A 13,134-nucleotide genomic window follows, 5' to 3' on the forward strand; every position below is an offset into this window, starting at 1 on the left:
GTGTGACGCGCGCGGGCCCTAGGCCGGGAATGGCGGGAGCGTCAAGGGTGGGGGTTCACGCGGCGGTGAGCGGGCGGGCCGGGCCCGCTGGCCCTGGCGCGGCGTCCGGGCTATCTGGCGGGGCATCCACCCGAACCGAGCAAGAAGGGCCTTCCGCCATGCCGCTCCTCCGCGTCGTCAACCGCAAGCGCCGCAAGGCCCTGGCCAACCTCAAGGGCGCCGACCTGAAGGAGCGCCTGTCCGCCGCCGCGAAGCGCCTGAAGGCGAAGCGCCGCCGCGGGCTGTGAGCTGACCGGCGGGGCGGCGACGCCCCCGGTTGCGTGACGAAGGGCGCGCCTGGCCAGGCCGGGCGCGCCCTTCGCATGTCCGGCCTGCCCGATTCATTTCTTGCCCCGGCGGGTCCGGCGTGCTTTACGCCGCGCTTCCCTGCCGGGACCCGAGGCATCGGTCCCGGCTATGCCCGTTCGTGCGTATTCCGGCATGGTGCCGGGGGCGCCTGGGCTGAGACAGCCGGAGGGACCCGATGCCCTTGTATGAATGCGTGCTCATGGCGCGCAACGACATCACGCAGCAGCAGGTCGAGGCGATCGCCGCCCAGGTGGCGACGACGGTCGGCGAGCAGGGCGGCGAGGTCAAGAAGCAGGAATACTGGGGCCTCCGCGGCCTCGCCTACAAGATCAAGAAGAACCGCAAGGCGCATTACATGCTCCTCGGTATCTCCGCGCCCCCGGCCGCCATGCAGGAAGTCGAGCGCCAGCTCGGCCTGCATGAGGATGTGCTGCGCAGCCTGACGCTGCGGATCGAGGCGATCGACGAGGCGCCGTCGGCCATCCTGGCCCGCCGTGGCGAGGATCGCGAGCGTGACCGCGGCTTCCGCGGCCCCCGCCCGGCCGGGCGCTTCGGCTCCGGCCGCACCGGCGGCGGGCGCGAGCGCGACGACCGCGAGGAATACCGCGCGCGGCCGCGCGAGGAAATGGACATGGGCGCGGGCGAGGAGTGAGCTGAGATGTCGGACCGCAACGACGAGATCTCCCTGAACCCCGCCATGCGCCGCCCCGCCGTGGGCGCGCGCCGGCCGTTCTACCGCCGCCGCAAGTCCTGCCCCTTCTCCGGCCCGAACGCGCCGAAGATCGACTACAAGGATGTGCGCCTGCTGAGCCGCTTCCTGTCGGAGCGCGGCAAGATCGTGCCGAGCCGCATCACGGCGGTGAGCGCGAAGAAGCAGCGCGAGCTGGCGAACGCCATCAAGCGCGCGCGCTTCCTGGCCCTGCTGCCCTACGTCATCAACGACTGACGGGCGCCCGGGGAAAGGGGCCGAGGCCGGCATGACCGCGGACAGCACGCAGCAGGAGACGGGGGAGGATCGGCGCATCGCGTCCGATCCCCGCTGGCTTGCCGCGGGTGCCGCCGGGCTGGCCGCGGCGGTCCTGACCCTGTGGGGCTTCCGGGGCATGCCCGGGGGCGCGCTGACGCTCTGGCTGGCGCCGATGCCGCTGTTCATGGCGGGCATCGGCTTCGGCGCGGGGGCGGTGATCGCGGCGGTGGGCGTGGCGCTGGTCGCGGTCATGGCCGTGGGCACCAGCCTGGGCGCCGGGCTCTTCCTCGGCATCTTCGGCGCGCCGGTGGCGGCGCTGGTCCTCGTGGCCCGGCGCGGGCCGACGGCGGTGACGGGCATGCCGGACCTGGCCGCGCCCTTCACCCTGCTCGGCATCCTGCCGGCGGCGGGGGTCGCGGTGGCGGCCTGGCTGCTGTCCGACGTGCCGGGCGGGCTGGAGGGGGCGCTGCGCGGCGCCGTGGAGCAGGCGATGTCCCGCATGGGGCTGCCGGCTTCCGACGGGATCGTCGCGGAGCTGGTGCGCGTGAAGGCGGCCGCGATCGGCTTCTGGGTCACGCTGGCCCTGCTGATCAACGCCGCCGCCGCATCCGGCCTGCTGGTGCGCTTCGGCATCATCACCGCCCGGCCTGCCTTCCGGGAGGCGCGGCTGCCGGCCTGGTACGCCCTGCTGCCCGCGCTGGCGCTCGGCCTCTGGCTGGTGGCGGCGGAGGGCAGCGATGCGGTGGAGCTGTCGCTGCTGCTGGCGCTGCTGGTGCCGGTCTTCCTGCATGGTCTGGCCGCCTTCCATCGCGCGACCCGCGCGCTGCGCGGCCGCCCCATGGTCCTGGGGGGCGCCTATGCGGCGCTTCTCATCATGTCCGTCCCGGTGGCGCTGGCCGTCACGGGTTACGGCCTGTTCGATATCCTCAACGGAACACGGGGCCGGCGCGGCGCGCCGCCCCCCCAGCGCTGAAACGGTGCAGCCATGATCGAAGTCATCCTGATGCAGAGGGTCGAGAAGCTCGGCCAGATGGGCGAACTGGTGAAGGTCCGCCCGGGTTACGCCCGCAACTTCCTGCTGCCGCAGGGCAAGGCGATCCGCGCGAACAAGGACAACCTCGCGCGGTTCGAGCGGGAGCGCGCGCAGCTCGAGGCGCTGAACCTCAAGAAGCGCGAGGAGGCCGAGCGCATCGCCGAGCGCGTGCACGGCCTGACGGTCGTGATCATCCGCTCCGCCGGCGAGAGCGGCAGCCTCTATGGCTCCGTCTCCGGCCGCGACATCGCGGAGGCCTGCAAGGCCTCGGGCCTCACGCTCGACCGCAGCCAGGTGCTGCTGGAGCAGCCGATCAAGACGCTGGGTCTGACCCAGGTCCGCGTGGCGCTGCACCCGGAGGTTTCCATCCCGGTGGGCGTGAATGTCGCGCGTTCCGTCGAGGAGGCCGAGAAGCAGGCCCGCGGCGAGGATCTGCGCGCCGCCGACCAGGCGGAGGAGGAGAGCCTGGAGGCCGAGCTGGCCGCCGAGCTGGCTGAGCTGGGCGCGGCGTCCGAGCGGGATTGATTGCAGGGGGACGCCGTCCCCCTGCACCCCCTGCCAAGGGGCAGCGGCCCCTTGGAACCCTTGTATTTGAGATGGTCCAGGGGGGTCTCCCCCCTGGCGGGTGGGGTTTGGGGAGGGCAGCGCCCTCCCCATCTTCATTTGTCCCCCCTCGTCCCCGCTATCCACAGTCATCCACCGCCGGACGGGGGCGCGCCCGACTCGTCCGGCGCGCTATGATCGCGCCATGAACACCTTCGGCGCCCCCCCCAGCCCCGCCTTCGGCGGCGACGGCCTGCTCGGCCTTTCCCAGCGCCTGCCGCCCGCGAATCTGGAGGCCGAGCAGTCGCTGCTCGGCGCGCTGCTGGCCAACAACAAGGCCTATGAGCGCGTCAGCGAATTCCTGGCCGCGGAGCATTTCGCCGATCCGATCCATGGCCGGATCTATGGCGCCATCCAGCGGCGGATCGAGGCCGGGCAGCTGGCCGATGCCGTCACGCTGCGCGCGGAGTTCGAGCATAACGGGCTGCTGGATGAGGTGGGGGGCACCGCCTATCTGGGCCAGCTGCTGGGCGCCATGGTCGGCATCATCAATGCCGGCGAATACGGGAAGGTCATCCACGATGCCTGGATGCGCCGCCAGCTGGTGGATCTGGGCGAGGTCATCGTCAACCGCGCCTTCGGGGCGGAGCCGGAGCTGGATGGCCGGCAGCAGCTGGAATCCGCCGAGCAGGCGCTGTTCGACCTGGCGAAGGACAATGGCTCCGACGGCGGCTTCGTGCATTTCGAGAAGGCGCTGGCGACCGCGGTGCAGCACGCGGCGGCCGCCTTCTCCAACCCCGGCGGGGTCAGCGGCCTGTCCACGGGGCTGCGCGACTTCGATGCGAAGACGGGCGGGCTGCACAAATCGGACCTGCTGATCCTCGCGGGGCGCCCGGCCATGGGCAAGACGGCGCTGGCCACCAAGATCGCCTTCGGCGCGGCGCGCAGCATCCTGCGCAAGGCGCGGGAGGCCGACCCGAATGCGGTGCCGCGCGGCGGCGTCGCGATCTTCTCGCTCGAAATGTCCTGCGACCAGCTGGCGACGCGCCTGCTGTCGGAGGAGGCGCGGATCAGCGGCGACCGCATCCGCCGCGGCGACATCCTGCAGCGGGATTTCGACAAGTTCCTGGAGGTGAGCCGGGAATTGCAGGCGCTGCCGCTGTGGATCGACGACACGCCGGCCATCACCATCAGCGCGCTGCGGACGCGCTGCCGGCGCCTGCAGCGCACGCGGGGGCTCGACCTGGTGGTGGTGGACTACCTGCAGCTGATGCGCCCCGCGGCGGGCACCAGGCCGGAAAGCCGCGTGCTGGAGATCAGCATGATCACGCAGGGGCTGAAGGCGATCGCGAAGGAACTCTCGATTCCGGTCATCGCGCTGTCCCAGCTCTCCCGCCAGGTGGAGAGCCGGGAGGACAAGCGGCCGCAGCTGGCGGATCTGCGCGAATCGGGCTCGATCGAGCAGGACGCGGATATGGTGATGTTCGTCTATCGCGACGAATACTACCTGCAGCAGCGGCAGCCGAAGGAGCTGAACTTCGAGAATCCGCAGAAGCTGCAGGAAGCCATGGAGAAGTGGCAGAAGGACATGGAGGGCGCGCACAACAAGGCGGAGCTGATCATCGCCAAGCAGCGCCACGGACCCACGGGCACCATCAAGCTGTTCTTCGAGGGCGAGTTCACGCGCTTCGGCGACCTCGACCAGCATCACGATGGCGGCGGCTATGGCGATTGAGGGAGTCGCCATCCGCGCCGCGGTGCCGGGGGATTTCGCCGCCTGGCTGCCGCTCTGGCATGGCTACAACGCATTCTACGGGCGGGCGGGGGAGACGGCGCCGGCGGTGGCGCTGACGGCGGCGACCTGGGAGCGTTTCTTCGACGGCATGGAGCCGATGGAGGCGCTGGTGGCGGAGGCCGGCGGCGGGCTGGTCGGGCTCGCCCACATCATCTTCCACCGCAACACGGGCCTGGTCGGGCCGACCTGCTACCTGCAGGACCTGTTTGCCGCGCCGGATGTGCGCGGGCAGGGGGTGGGGCGGGCGCTGATCGAGGGCGTCTATGCCCGCGCGCGGGCCGCCGGGGCGCGGCGCGTCTATTGGCACACGCATGAGAGCAATGCGGTGGCGCAGCGCCTCTATGACCAGGTGGCGGAACGGTCGGGCTTCATCGTCTATCGGCAGGATCTCTGATGGTTCCGGGACAGGGCGTGCTGCGGATCGACCTTTCCGCCATCGTCGCGAACTGGCGGGACCTCGTCGCGCGGCATGGCGCGCCCTGCGCGGGGGTGGTGAAGGCGGATGGCTATGGGCTGGGCGCCGCCACAGTCGCGGGCGCGCTGCGGGATGCGGGGTGCGACACCTTCTTCGTGGCGCATCTGACGGAAGGCCTGGCGCTGCGCCAGGCGCTGGGGGCGGGGCCCGCCATCATCGTGCTGAACGGCTTCCCGCCGGGGGCGGATGGGGAGGCCGGGCTCTGGCCCGTGCTGAACGGGCTTTCGGACGTGGAGGCGCATGCGGCGGCGGGGCGCGCGGCCGGGGTGGCGCGGCCGGCGGTGCTGCACCTCGATACCGGGATGGCGCGGCTCGGGCTGGATGCCGGGGAACAGGCCAGGCTGGCGGAGGAGCGGGGGCGGCTCGACGGCCTCGGCCTGCGCTACGTCATGACCCACTTGGCCTGCGCGGATGAGCCGGGGCACGCGCTGAACGCCCGGCAGGCCGCGCGCTTCGGGCTGGCGGCGGCGCGGATCGCGCCGGGGGTGAAGCGCAGCTTCGCCAATTCCTCGGGCCTCTTCCTGGGGCCCGACTATGCCTCCGCCCTCGCCCGGCCGGGCTGCGCGCTGTACGGCATCAACCCGACGCCGGGCGAGCCGAACCCGATGCGGCAGGTGGTGACGCTGGAGGTGCCGGTGCTGCAGATCCGCACCATCGCGGCGGGTGATACCGTTGGTTACGGGGCTTCCTGGGCCGCGAAGGAACCCCGGCGGGTTGCAACCGTTGCGGCGGGCTATGCCGATGGCTACCTTCGGAGCCTCTCCGGCCGGTCGCTGGCGCTGCTGCGCGGGCGAGCCGTGCCCCTCATTGGCCGGGTATCGATGGACCTGACGACCTTCGACGTGACGGATGTGCCGGAAGCCCGGGTCGGCGACAGCATGATGCTGATCGGCGGGCCCGGAAACACGCCCGACGACATCGCGGCGCGCTGCGGCACCATCGGGTATGAGGTGCTGACGAGCCTCGGCGCGCGCTACGCGCGGCTGCATAGCGGCGGCGCCTGATCGCCTTGGATCGCACCCTGGACCTGACCGCGGCCCTCGGCCGGGTCGTCATCGGCTTCCTTCGGTCGGTCGGCGCCATCGCGATCTTCGCGGCGGAGGCGATCAGCCACCTGGTGCGGCCGCCCTTCCATGGGCGGCTGTTCCTGAAGGCCTTCATCGAGATCGCCTGGTTCAGCCTGCCGGTGGTGGCGCTGACGGCGGTCTTCACCGGCATGGTGCTGGCGCTGCAATCCTATACCGGCTTCTCCCGCTTCAACGCGGAAGGGGCCGTGGCGAATGTGGTGGTGCTGTCCATCACCCGCGAACTGGGCCCGGTGCTGGCGGGGCTGATGGTGGCGGGGCGGATCGGCGCGGCCTTCGCGGCGGAGATCGGCACCATGCGGGTGACGGACCAGATCGACGCGCTGTCCACGCTCTCCACCAACCCGATGAAATACCTGGTCACGCCCCGCATCCTGGCGGGGACGCTGGCGCTGCCGCTGCTGGTGGTGGTGGCGGACATATTGGGCGTGATGGGCGGCTGGCTGATCGGCACGCAGCAGCTGGGCTTCGCCTCCGGCGCCTATCTGAAATCCACCTTCGACTTCCTGCAGATGTCGGACGTGGTCTCCGGCCTGATCAAGGCGGCGGTGTTCGGCTTCGTGATCACGCTGATGGGGTGCTGGGCGGGCTACCAGTCCGGCGGCGGCGCGCAGGGCGTGGGGCGTGCGACGACCTCGGCCGTGGTGGCGTCCTCCATCCTGATCCTGGCGCTGGACTACATCCTGACCGCCATCCTGTTCGCCCGATGAGTAGCGAGACGCCGAAGATCAGGCTGCGCGGGCTGACGAAAGCCTTCGGGCCGAAGGTGGTGCTGGATGGCGTGGACCTGGATATCCGGGCGCGGCATTCGATGGTGATCCTGGGGGGATCGGGGTCCGGGAAATCCGTGACGCTGAAATGCATCCTGGGCCTGATCCAGCCCGATGCCGGCACGATCGAGATCGATGGCCAGGATGTGGCGCGGATGAGCCGGCGGGAGCGGGAGGCGCTGAACGACCGCATCGGCATGCTGTTCCAGAACGGCGCGCTGTTCGACAGCCTGCCGGTCTGGGAGAATGTCTGCTTCAAGCTGCTGGCGCAGCGCCGCATCTCTCGCCGCGCGGCCCGCGACAAGGCGGCGGAGGTGCTGGCGCAGGTGGGCCTAGCGGCGAGCGTCGGCGACCTGTCGCCGGCGGAGCTTTCGGGCGGCATGCAGAAGCGGGTGGGGCTTGCGCGCGCCATCGCGGCGGAGCCCGACATCATCTTCTTCGACGAGCCGACCACGGGGCTCGACCCCATCATGGGCGCGGTGATCGACGGGCTGATCGTCGATTGCGTGGAGAAGCTGGGCGCGACGGCGGTTTCCATCACGCATGACATGGCGAGTGCCCGGCGGATCGGCGATGACGCGGCGATGATCCACAAGGGAAGGATCGTCTGGCGGGGCGGCGCGGCCAAGCTCGGCGAGACGGGGAATGCGATGGTGGACCAGTTCGCGCGGGGGGAGCGCGAGGGGCCGATCCAGATGGAGCTGAGGAAGTAGCGCCCCTGGGCGGTGGCATCTGGCCGCCAGACGGGATGCGGGCGACCTGCACGACGCGAAGGCGCAGCCGCCAGCCCCGGCAGGCGCATCCGGCCGCGCGTCTCCAGGATCACCCGAACAGCCGCTGCAGGGGCGGTGGCAGCGCCTGTTCGGTCCTGGTCAGGAAGCGCAGGAAGTCCGTGAACCGGTGGGTGACCTGCTTGTAGTCCAGGTCCTCCTTCGGTCCATCCAGCCGCTGGCAGGCGGTGAACCAGCGCTGGGACAACGCCAGCCAGTCCGATTCCTCGCCTTTCATCTCCTGCTGCCAGGCCTGGCAGGCGGCGGCGGTCAGCGCCGGCTCATCCTGGAACATGGCCAGGATCATGACCCTCGCCCGCTCGACACCCAGATCCCGTCGCTTCCCGCCGGTGATCTCGGCGGGCAATGGGGTCGTCGAACCCTCGATATCGAGTTCCGAAACGTCGATCGCCTCCGTCAGCAGGTCGGTGAAGATGATGCTGAGGTTCAGATAGTCCTCGATGACGGAGTCCGTTCGCAGGACCGCGTCTTCGCGATAGGCAGCCACGAAGGCGTCCTGAAGCTGCGCGATGGCTTGATCGGCCTGGGCGCGCTGCTTCCGGTCATTCATGATCTGATGCATGCGGGCGCGCATGTCCGTGCCGCCCGCTGCCAGGTCCGTGAGGAGGACCTGGCGCCAGACATGACGATCCGACAGGCGCGGCTTTTCCATCGTGGGGATTCCTGGGGCATTCCGGGCGATTGATCCGAGTGTGACACATGGTGGCGCGCTTGAAGCCGGCACCAGCTGACGCCATTCTTTCCGTCAGTTGGAGGTCGCCATGTCCGCCACACTGCATCCCGCGCCCGCCGCGACGCCCGGCCCGATCCCGAATTTCGCCAGCGAGGCGGAGCGCGCACAGTTCACGCCGGTGGCGCTGAAGGCGCTGAGGCGGCTGCTGGAGGCCTGGGGGGTGACGGGGCATGAGGCGGCGACGCTGCTTGGCGTTTCCGCCACCACCTGGGACCGGATGCGCGCCGGGCGGTGGTCCGGCACCCTGTCGCAGGATCAGCTGACACGGGCCTCCGCGCTGATCGGGCTCTACAAGGGGCTGCACCTGCTGTTCGCCGATGGGATGGCGGATCGCTGGCCGGGGCTGCCGAACCGCAACCCGCTCTTCGGCGGCCGCACGCCGCTGGTCGCCATGGCGGAGGACGGCATTCCCGGCATGATCGAGGCGCGGCGCCTGGTGGATGCGATGCGCGGCGGGCTGTGATCCCGGCCGTCGAAGGCTTTCCCGTCCGGCTGCAGGCGCTGCCGCGGACCATCCGGCTGGTGACGACGGCGCGGCTGCGCGAGGCGGTGCTGAAGGCGCTGGCCGATACGACGGAGGAGCTGGACCTGCTGGCGCGGCTGGAGGGGGCGACGAGTGCCAGGCTCGGCGCGGCGGCGGGAAGGCTGCCCGGGCTGCCGCCGGAGGACCTGGTCGGGCGGGTGCCGCATGCTGCCTTCGTCAATGCCGCCTTCGCCTATGCGCAGCCGCGCTCGCTCAACCGGTTCAACGGGCCGGGGCGCGGCGCCTGGTATGCGGCGATGGCGGTGCGGACGGCGCTGGCGGAGGTCAGCTTCCACCTGACGAACCATCTGCGCGACGCCGGCGTCTTCGAGGCGGTGGTCGAGTATGTGGAGATGCATGCCGCCTTCGCCGGTGCCTTCCTCGATCTGCGGGAGGCGGCGCCGCCGCCGGACTGCCTGCATCCGGACCCCGCGCGGGGCTATCCCGCCGGCAATGCGCTGGCGGCGGCGGTGATGGCGGCGGGGCATAACGGCATCCTCTATCCGTCGCTGCGCGATCCCGGCGGCATCTGCCTGGTGGCGCTGTGGCCGCATGCCGTGCAGTCACCGGCGCAGGGGGCGATCTGGCGGTTGCGCTGGGCGGGGCGCGCGGAGCCGGAGGTGGAACGGGTGGCGGGGTAGGGGAACCCGCTTTGGTGCCGGGCGTGATGGCCCCTTCGGGAGAGGGAGCATCACGCCATGGACATGGATCGCTGCATCGCTGCGTGCCTGGATTGCCACCGCACCTGCCTCGCCACCATCCAGCATTGCCTCGGCCTGGGCGGGCATCATGCGGAGGCCGGGCATATCCGGCTGATGATGGATTGCGCGCAGATCTGCGCCACCAGCGCGGATTTCATGATCAGGGGGTCGGAGCACCACCCGCATCTCTGCGCGGAATGCGCCGAGATCTGCCGGCAATGCGCCGAGGAGTGCGAGGGCCATCCCGGGGCGGACGCCGCCATGCAGGCCTGCGCCGCCTCCTGTCGGGCTTGCGCCGAGGAATGCGGCCGGATGGCCCGTCCCCGTTGACGACGGTCCAGGGGCGTCTCGCCCCTGGCAGGGGGTTGCAGGGGGGCGGCGCCCCCCTGCGTGCTACGCGCCCGCCGCCACGATGGCGTCCGCCAGCCGCAGGAACTCGCCCGAGGTGACGCCGCGCGGGTTGGAGTTGTCCGTCCCCATGTTCCGTCCGATGGCGAAGGCGTCCGTCACCGCGCGGCGGTGGACGATGACGGTGTCGGTTTCCGGCATCACCAGGATGAACTGCCCGTAGTTGCCATTCGCCAGTGCCGCGTTCCGCCAGGCCGCGCCGGTGCGGGTTTCCGGCACCCACCAGAGGTAGCCGTAGCCGAGGGGGCCGTCCTTGAAGCCCTCCGTCAGGTTGGCGGCCGGGATGCGGAGTTTCGTGCTTTCCCGCACCCAGTCGGCCGGGATCACCTGGCGGTCGCCCCAGCGGCCGCCCCGGGCCATGACCAGGCCGAGGCGTGCCATGTCCCGCCCGCTGAGGAAGAGGTGGTAGGCCAGGTGGCGGGACTGGTCGGGGAAGCCCAGCATGCGCTGGCGGGAGGCGTCGTAATCCTCCAGCCCCAGCGGGCCGGCGAGGTCGCTGGTCAGCGCCGCGAAGACGGATTTGCCTGTCAGCTTCTCGAACACCGTGCCGCAGACGTTGAAGTCCCAGTTGTTGTAGTAGAAGTAGGTGCCGGGTTCCCGCGATCCGCGGGCCGGGACGCCGGTGGTGGAGCCGCCCGGGCTGCCCTGGGGGTGGTAGACGCCGGAGGTCGCCGTCAGCAGGTGGCGGATCTTGGCCGTGCGCTCGATCGGCAGCAGGGTCTGCACGTCATCGATGCCGATCTCGCCGATGCTGCGGTCGAGGTCGATGGTCCCGTCCGCGACGTAGCGGCCATAGAGCATGGAGAGGATGCTCTTGCGGGCGGAGGCGAGGTAGCTGACCTCGGCGATGTCGCCGAGGCTCCAGGCGATGCGGCCGCCGCGCACCACCATCAGCGAGGTGGTGGTGAGGTCCTTGGTCATGCGCTCGACCTCCGCGAGGCCGTCGCTGCGGAAACCGGCGTCTTCCGGGCGGGCGTGGCGGGCCCAGTTGGTGCCGGGGATGGCCGGGGTCTGGGCGAGGCTGGGGGCGCCGAGCAGGGTGAGGGCGCCGGCGGCCAGCGTGGCGCGGCGGGTGGGGCGGATCATGGCGGCTTCCTCCGTGATGCGGGAAACGGTGGACCCGATGCGATGCGGGGTCCAGCCGGGACCCCCTTCATTGCCGTTCCTGTTTCGTGCTAGCCACGTCGCATGGCCAAGCCCGTCACCCGCTATGTCTGCCAGGCCTGCGGCGCGCCGCACCCGAAATGGCAGGGCCGCTGCGATGCCTGCGGCGAATGGAACACGCTGTCCGAGGAAACGACGGAGGCGCGCGGCCCCGGCCCGGCGGCCAAGGCCGGGGGCGGGCGGCGGGTGGAGTTCGTGGGCCTCAAGGGGCGGTCGGCGCCGCCGCAGCGGATCCTGACGGGGATCGCGGAGCTGGACCGGGTGCTGGGGGGCGGGCTCGTGCCGGCCTCCGCCGTGCTGGTGGGCGGCGATCCGGGCATCGGCAAATCCACCATCCTGCTGCAGGCGGCGGCGCGGATCGCGAGTTCCGGGCGGCGCGCGCTTTACATCTCGGGCGAGGAGGCGGTGGAGCAGGTGCGGCTGCGCGCGGCGCGGCTCGGCCTGACGGACAGCCCGCTGGGGTTGGCGGCCGCGACCAGCCTGCGCGACATCGTGGCGAGCCTGGAGGGGGAGCAGGATGTCGCGCTGGTCATCATCGACTCCATCCAGACCGTGTGGCTGGACGCGCTGGATTCGGCGCCCGGCACGGTCAGCCAGGTGCGGGCCTGCGCGGCGGAGCTGATCCGGCTGGCCAAGGCGCGGGGCTTCGCCATCGTTCTGGTCGGGCATGTGACGAAGGAGGGGACGCTCGCGGGGCCGCGGGTGCTGGAGCACATGGTGGATGCGACGCTCTATTTCGAAGGCGATCGCGGCCACCAGTTCCGCATCCTCCGCGCGGTGAAGAACCGCTACGGCGCGACGGATGAGATCGGCGTCTTCGAGATGACGGAGCGCGGGCTGGTGGAGGTGGCGAACCCCTCCGCGCTGTTCCTGGCGGAGCGGCGGGGGAATGTGTCGGGCAGCGCGGTCTTCGCGGGGATCGAGGGCACGCGGCCGGTGCTGGTGGAGGTGCAATGCCTGCTCTCGCCCAGTTCGGGCGGATCGCCCCGGCGGCAGGTGGTGGGGTGGGATAGCGGGCGGCTGGCCATGCTGCTGGCGGTGCTGGAGACGCGCTGCGGGTTGGGGGTGGGCATGAACGATGTCTATCTCAACGTGGCCGGCGGGCTGCGCATCGCGGAGCCGGCGGCGGACCTGGCGGTGGCGGCGGCGCTGGTGAGCGCCGCGACAGACCGGCCGACGGACCCCGGCGCGGTGTATTTCGGGGAGGTCGGGCTCTCCGGCGAGGTGCGGCAGGTGTCCCAGACCGAGAGCCGGATGCGGGAGGCGCAGAAGCTCGGCTTCACGGCGGCGACCCTGCCGCGGCGCGTGGCGCGCGGGTCCGCGCCGCCGGCGGCGGTGCCGGGGCTGAAGCTGACGGAGACGGGGCATTTGGCCGACCTGGTCGCGATCTTCGCGGCCAGGACGGTGAAGAAGAAGGGGGAGGGGGCTACGGCTTCCCTGGCCCCTGCTTCCTCTTCTGCTCCATGACATAGGCGCGGAGCACGGCGTTCATCCAGGTCTGGTAGCCGGGGCCGCTGGCGCGGAACCACTCGACGATGTCCTCGTCGATCGGGATGAGCGTCTTGGCCGGCGCGCGGACGACGGTCGCGTTGTCGTGCCAGTCGGGCGGAATGTCCTTCCAGTCGGGGTCGTCGGCGATGGATCGCTCGAGCTCGGCTTCGGTCAGCGAGCGGATGTAGGTGTCATCGGTCCGGCTCTCGCCCCGGGCGCGCTTCTCATACAGTCCGAGCATCGAGTAGCGGCGGATGTGGTTGTCGTCGGTCATGAGGTGGCCCTGGCTGCTGCCTCGTTGTTGTGC

17 protein-coding genes are annotated in these 13,134 nt (G+C 71.1%); 14 read left to right on the forward strand and 3 right to left on the reverse strand.

What is annotated here, in order from left to right:
• The first annotated feature begins 158 nt into the window (after window positions 1-158).
• The 10 genes from JJI54_RS32625 to JJI54_RS08855 all read left to right on the forward strand — a co-directional run bounded on the left by JJI54_RS32625 (window position 159) and on the right by JJI54_RS08855 (window position 7,729).
• Complete coding sequence (locus JJI54_RS32625; protein ID WP_264177166.1) at window positions 159-287, forward strand: hypothetical protein; 129 nt, start codon at window positions 159-161, stop codon at window positions 285-287.
• Window positions 288-523: 236 nt separating this feature from the next.
• Window positions 524-1,000 (forward strand): 30S ribosomal protein S6, encoded by a 477-nt coding sequence (gene rpsF, locus JJI54_RS08815; RefSeq protein WP_203072593.1) that lies wholly within the window; start codon window positions 524-526, stop codon window positions 998-1,000.
• 6 nt (window positions 1,001-1,006) lie between these two features.
• Entirely contained in the window at window positions 1,007-1,294 is a 288-nt protein-coding gene (gene rpsR, locus JJI54_RS08820) for a 30S ribosomal protein S18 (protein ID WP_164695124.1), read from the forward strand.
• A 31-nt stretch (window positions 1,295-1,325) separates the two neighbouring features.
• The gene (locus JJI54_RS08825) at window positions 1,326-2,288 is read left to right on the forward strand and encodes a hypothetical protein (protein WP_203072594.1); all 963 of its coding nucleotides are present in this window, start codon (window positions 1,326-1,328) and stop codon (window positions 2,286-2,288) included.
• Window positions 2,289-2,300: 12 nt separating this feature from the next.
• The gene (rplI, locus tag JJI54_RS08830) at window positions 2,301-2,873 is read left to right on the forward strand and encodes a 50S ribosomal protein L9 (protein ID WP_203072595.1); all 573 of its coding nucleotides are present in this window, start codon (window positions 2,301-2,303) and stop codon (window positions 2,871-2,873) included.
• Between the two features lie 223 nt (window positions 2,874-3,096).
• A complete protein-coding gene (locus JJI54_RS08835; protein ID WP_203072596.1) occupies window positions 3,097-4,626 on the forward strand; it encodes a replicative DNA helicase in 1,530 nt (509 codons plus the stop codon).
• Window positions 4,616-5,080 (forward strand): GNAT family N-acetyltransferase, encoded by a 465-nt coding sequence (locus tag JJI54_RS08840; protein WP_203072597.1) that lies wholly within the window; start codon window positions 4,616-4,618, stop codon window positions 5,078-5,080. The genes JJI54_RS08835 and JJI54_RS08840 overlap by 11 nt, the downstream gene beginning before the upstream one ends.
• Window positions 5,080-6,165 (forward strand): alanine racemase, encoded by a 1,086-nt coding sequence (alr, locus tag JJI54_RS08845; protein ID WP_203072598.1) that lies wholly within the window; start codon window positions 5,080-5,082, stop codon window positions 6,163-6,165. Before JJI54_RS08840 ends, alr begins: the two co-directional genes overlap by 1 nt.
• A 5-nt stretch (window positions 6,166-6,170) precedes the next feature.
• Complete coding sequence (locus JJI54_RS08850) at window positions 6,171-6,956, forward strand: MlaE family ABC transporter permease (protein ID WP_203072599.1); 786 nt, start codon at window positions 6,171-6,173, stop codon at window positions 6,954-6,956.
• Window positions 6,953-7,729, forward strand: a complete 777-nt coding sequence (locus JJI54_RS08855) for an ABC transporter ATP-binding protein (RefSeq protein ID WP_203072600.1) — start codon at window positions 6,953-6,955, stop codon at window positions 7,727-7,729. The genes JJI54_RS08850 and JJI54_RS08855 overlap by 4 nt, the downstream gene beginning before the upstream one ends.
• A gap of 109 nt (window positions 7,730-7,838) precedes the next feature.
• On the opposite strand, the gene JJI54_RS08860 is transcribed toward JJI54_RS08855, so the two are convergent.
• The gene (locus tag JJI54_RS08860; protein ID WP_203072601.1) at window positions 7,839-8,459 is read right to left on the reverse strand and encodes a hypothetical protein; all 621 of its coding nucleotides are present in this window, start codon (window positions 8,457-8,459) and stop codon (window positions 7,839-7,841) included.
• Window positions 8,460-8,568: 109 nt separating this feature from the next.
• Here JJI54_RS08860 and JJI54_RS08865 point away from each other — a divergent pair, with 109 nt between their 5' ends.
• The 3 genes from JJI54_RS08865 to JJI54_RS08875 are packed head-to-tail and all read left to right on the forward strand — an operon-like array spanning window position 8,569 to window position 10,094.
• Window positions 8,569-9,003: an antitoxin Xre-like helix-turn-helix domain-containing protein gene (locus tag JJI54_RS08865; protein WP_203072602.1), complete on the forward strand. Its 435-nt coding sequence runs from the start codon at window positions 8,569-8,571 to the stop codon at window positions 9,001-9,003.
• Entirely contained in the window at window positions 9,000-9,704 is a 705-nt protein-coding gene (locus tag JJI54_RS08870; RefSeq protein ID WP_318987471.1) for an RES family NAD+ phosphorylase, read from the forward strand. The genes JJI54_RS08865 and JJI54_RS08870 overlap by 4 nt, the downstream gene beginning before the upstream one ends.
• Before the next feature lie 57 nt (window positions 9,705-9,761).
• A complete protein-coding gene (locus JJI54_RS08875) occupies window positions 9,762-10,094 on the forward strand; it encodes a four-helix bundle copper-binding protein (protein WP_203072603.1) in 333 nt (110 codons plus the stop codon).
• Window positions 10,095-10,157: 63 nt separating this feature from the next.
• Here the strand turns inward: JJI54_RS08875 and JJI54_RS08880 are convergent, their stop codons facing one another.
• A complete protein-coding gene (locus JJI54_RS08880; protein WP_203072604.1) occupies window positions 10,158-11,258 on the reverse strand; it encodes a serine hydrolase domain-containing protein in 1,101 nt (366 codons plus the stop codon).
• Window positions 11,259-11,360: 102 nt separating this feature from the next.
• Between JJI54_RS08880 and radA the strand changes: the two genes are divergently transcribed.
• Window positions 11,361-12,803 (forward strand): DNA repair protein RadA, encoded by a 1,443-nt coding sequence (radA, locus tag JJI54_RS08885; protein ID WP_203072605.1) that lies wholly within the window; start codon window positions 11,361-11,363, stop codon window positions 12,801-12,803.
• On the opposite strand, the gene JJI54_RS08890 is transcribed toward radA, so the two are convergent.
• The gene (locus JJI54_RS08890; protein ID WP_203072606.1) at window positions 12,763-13,101 is read right to left on the reverse strand and encodes a BrnA antitoxin family protein; all 339 of its coding nucleotides are present in this window, start codon (window positions 13,099-13,101) and stop codon (window positions 12,763-12,765) included. The two genes, radA and JJI54_RS08890, sit on opposite strands and share 41 nt — an antisense overlap.
• Between the last annotated feature and the right edge of the window lie 33 nt (window positions 13,102-13,134).

The sequence above is a fragment of the Falsiroseomonas ponticola genome (genome assembly GCF_016805305.1).
GTDB classification, from domain to species: Bacteria; Pseudomonadota; Alphaproteobacteria; order Acetobacterales; family Acetobacteraceae; genus Falsiroseomonas; species Falsiroseomonas ponticola.

Excerpts from the sequence above, each read along its gene's own strand:
- JJI54_RS08880 (WP_203072604.1), bottom strand. The coding sequence starts at position 11,258 with ATGATCCGCCCCACCCGCCGCGCCACGCTGGCCGCCGGCGCCCTCACC.
- radA (WP_203072605.1), top strand. The coding sequence starts at position 11,361 with ATGGCCAAGCCCGTCACCCGCTATGTCTGCCAGGCCTGCGGCGCGCCG.
- JJI54_RS32625 (WP_264177166.1), top strand. The coding sequence starts at position 159 with ATGCCGCTCCTCCGCGTCGTCAACCGCAAGCGCCGCAAGGCCCTGGCC.
- JJI54_RS08875 (WP_203072603.1), top strand. The coding sequence starts at position 9,762 with ATGGACATGGATCGCTGCATCGCTGCGTGCCTGGATTGCCACCGCACC.
- JJI54_RS08890 (WP_203072606.1), bottom strand. The coding sequence starts at position 13,101 with ATGACCGACGACAACCACATCCGCCGCTACTCGATGCTCGGACTGTAT.
- rpsF (WP_203072593.1), top strand. The coding sequence starts at position 524 with ATGCCCTTGTATGAATGCGTGCTCATGGCGCGCAACGACATCACGCAG.
- JJI54_RS08825 (WP_203072594.1), top strand. The coding sequence starts at position 1,326 with ATGACCGCGGACAGCACGCAGCAGGAGACGGGGGAGGATCGGCGCATC.
- rplI (WP_203072595.1), top strand. The coding sequence starts at position 2,301 with ATGATCGAAGTCATCCTGATGCAGAGGGTCGAGAAGCTCGGCCAGATG.
- JJI54_RS08835 (WP_203072596.1), top strand. The coding sequence starts at position 3,097 with ATGAACACCTTCGGCGCCCCCCCCAGCCCCGCCTTCGGCGGCGACGGC.
- JJI54_RS08855 (WP_203072600.1), top strand. The coding sequence starts at position 6,953 with ATGAGTAGCGAGACGCCGAAGATCAGGCTGCGCGGGCTGACGAAAGCC.
- alr (WP_203072598.1), top strand. The coding sequence starts at position 5,080 with ATGGTTCCGGGACAGGGCGTGCTGCGGATCGACCTTTCCGCCATCGTC.
- JJI54_RS08860 (WP_203072601.1), bottom strand. The coding sequence starts at position 8,459 with ATGGAAAAGCCGCGCCTGTCGGATCGTCATGTCTGGCGCCAGGTCCTC.
- JJI54_RS08865 (WP_203072602.1), top strand. The coding sequence starts at position 8,569 with ATGTCCGCCACACTGCATCCCGCGCCCGCCGCGACGCCCGGCCCGATC.
- JJI54_RS08840 (WP_203072597.1), top strand. The coding sequence starts at position 4,616 with ATGGCGATTGAGGGAGTCGCCATCCGCGCCGCGGTGCCGGGGGATTTC.
- rpsR (WP_164695124.1), top strand. The coding sequence starts at position 1,007 with ATGTCGGACCGCAACGACGAGATCTCCCTGAACCCCGCCATGCGCCGC.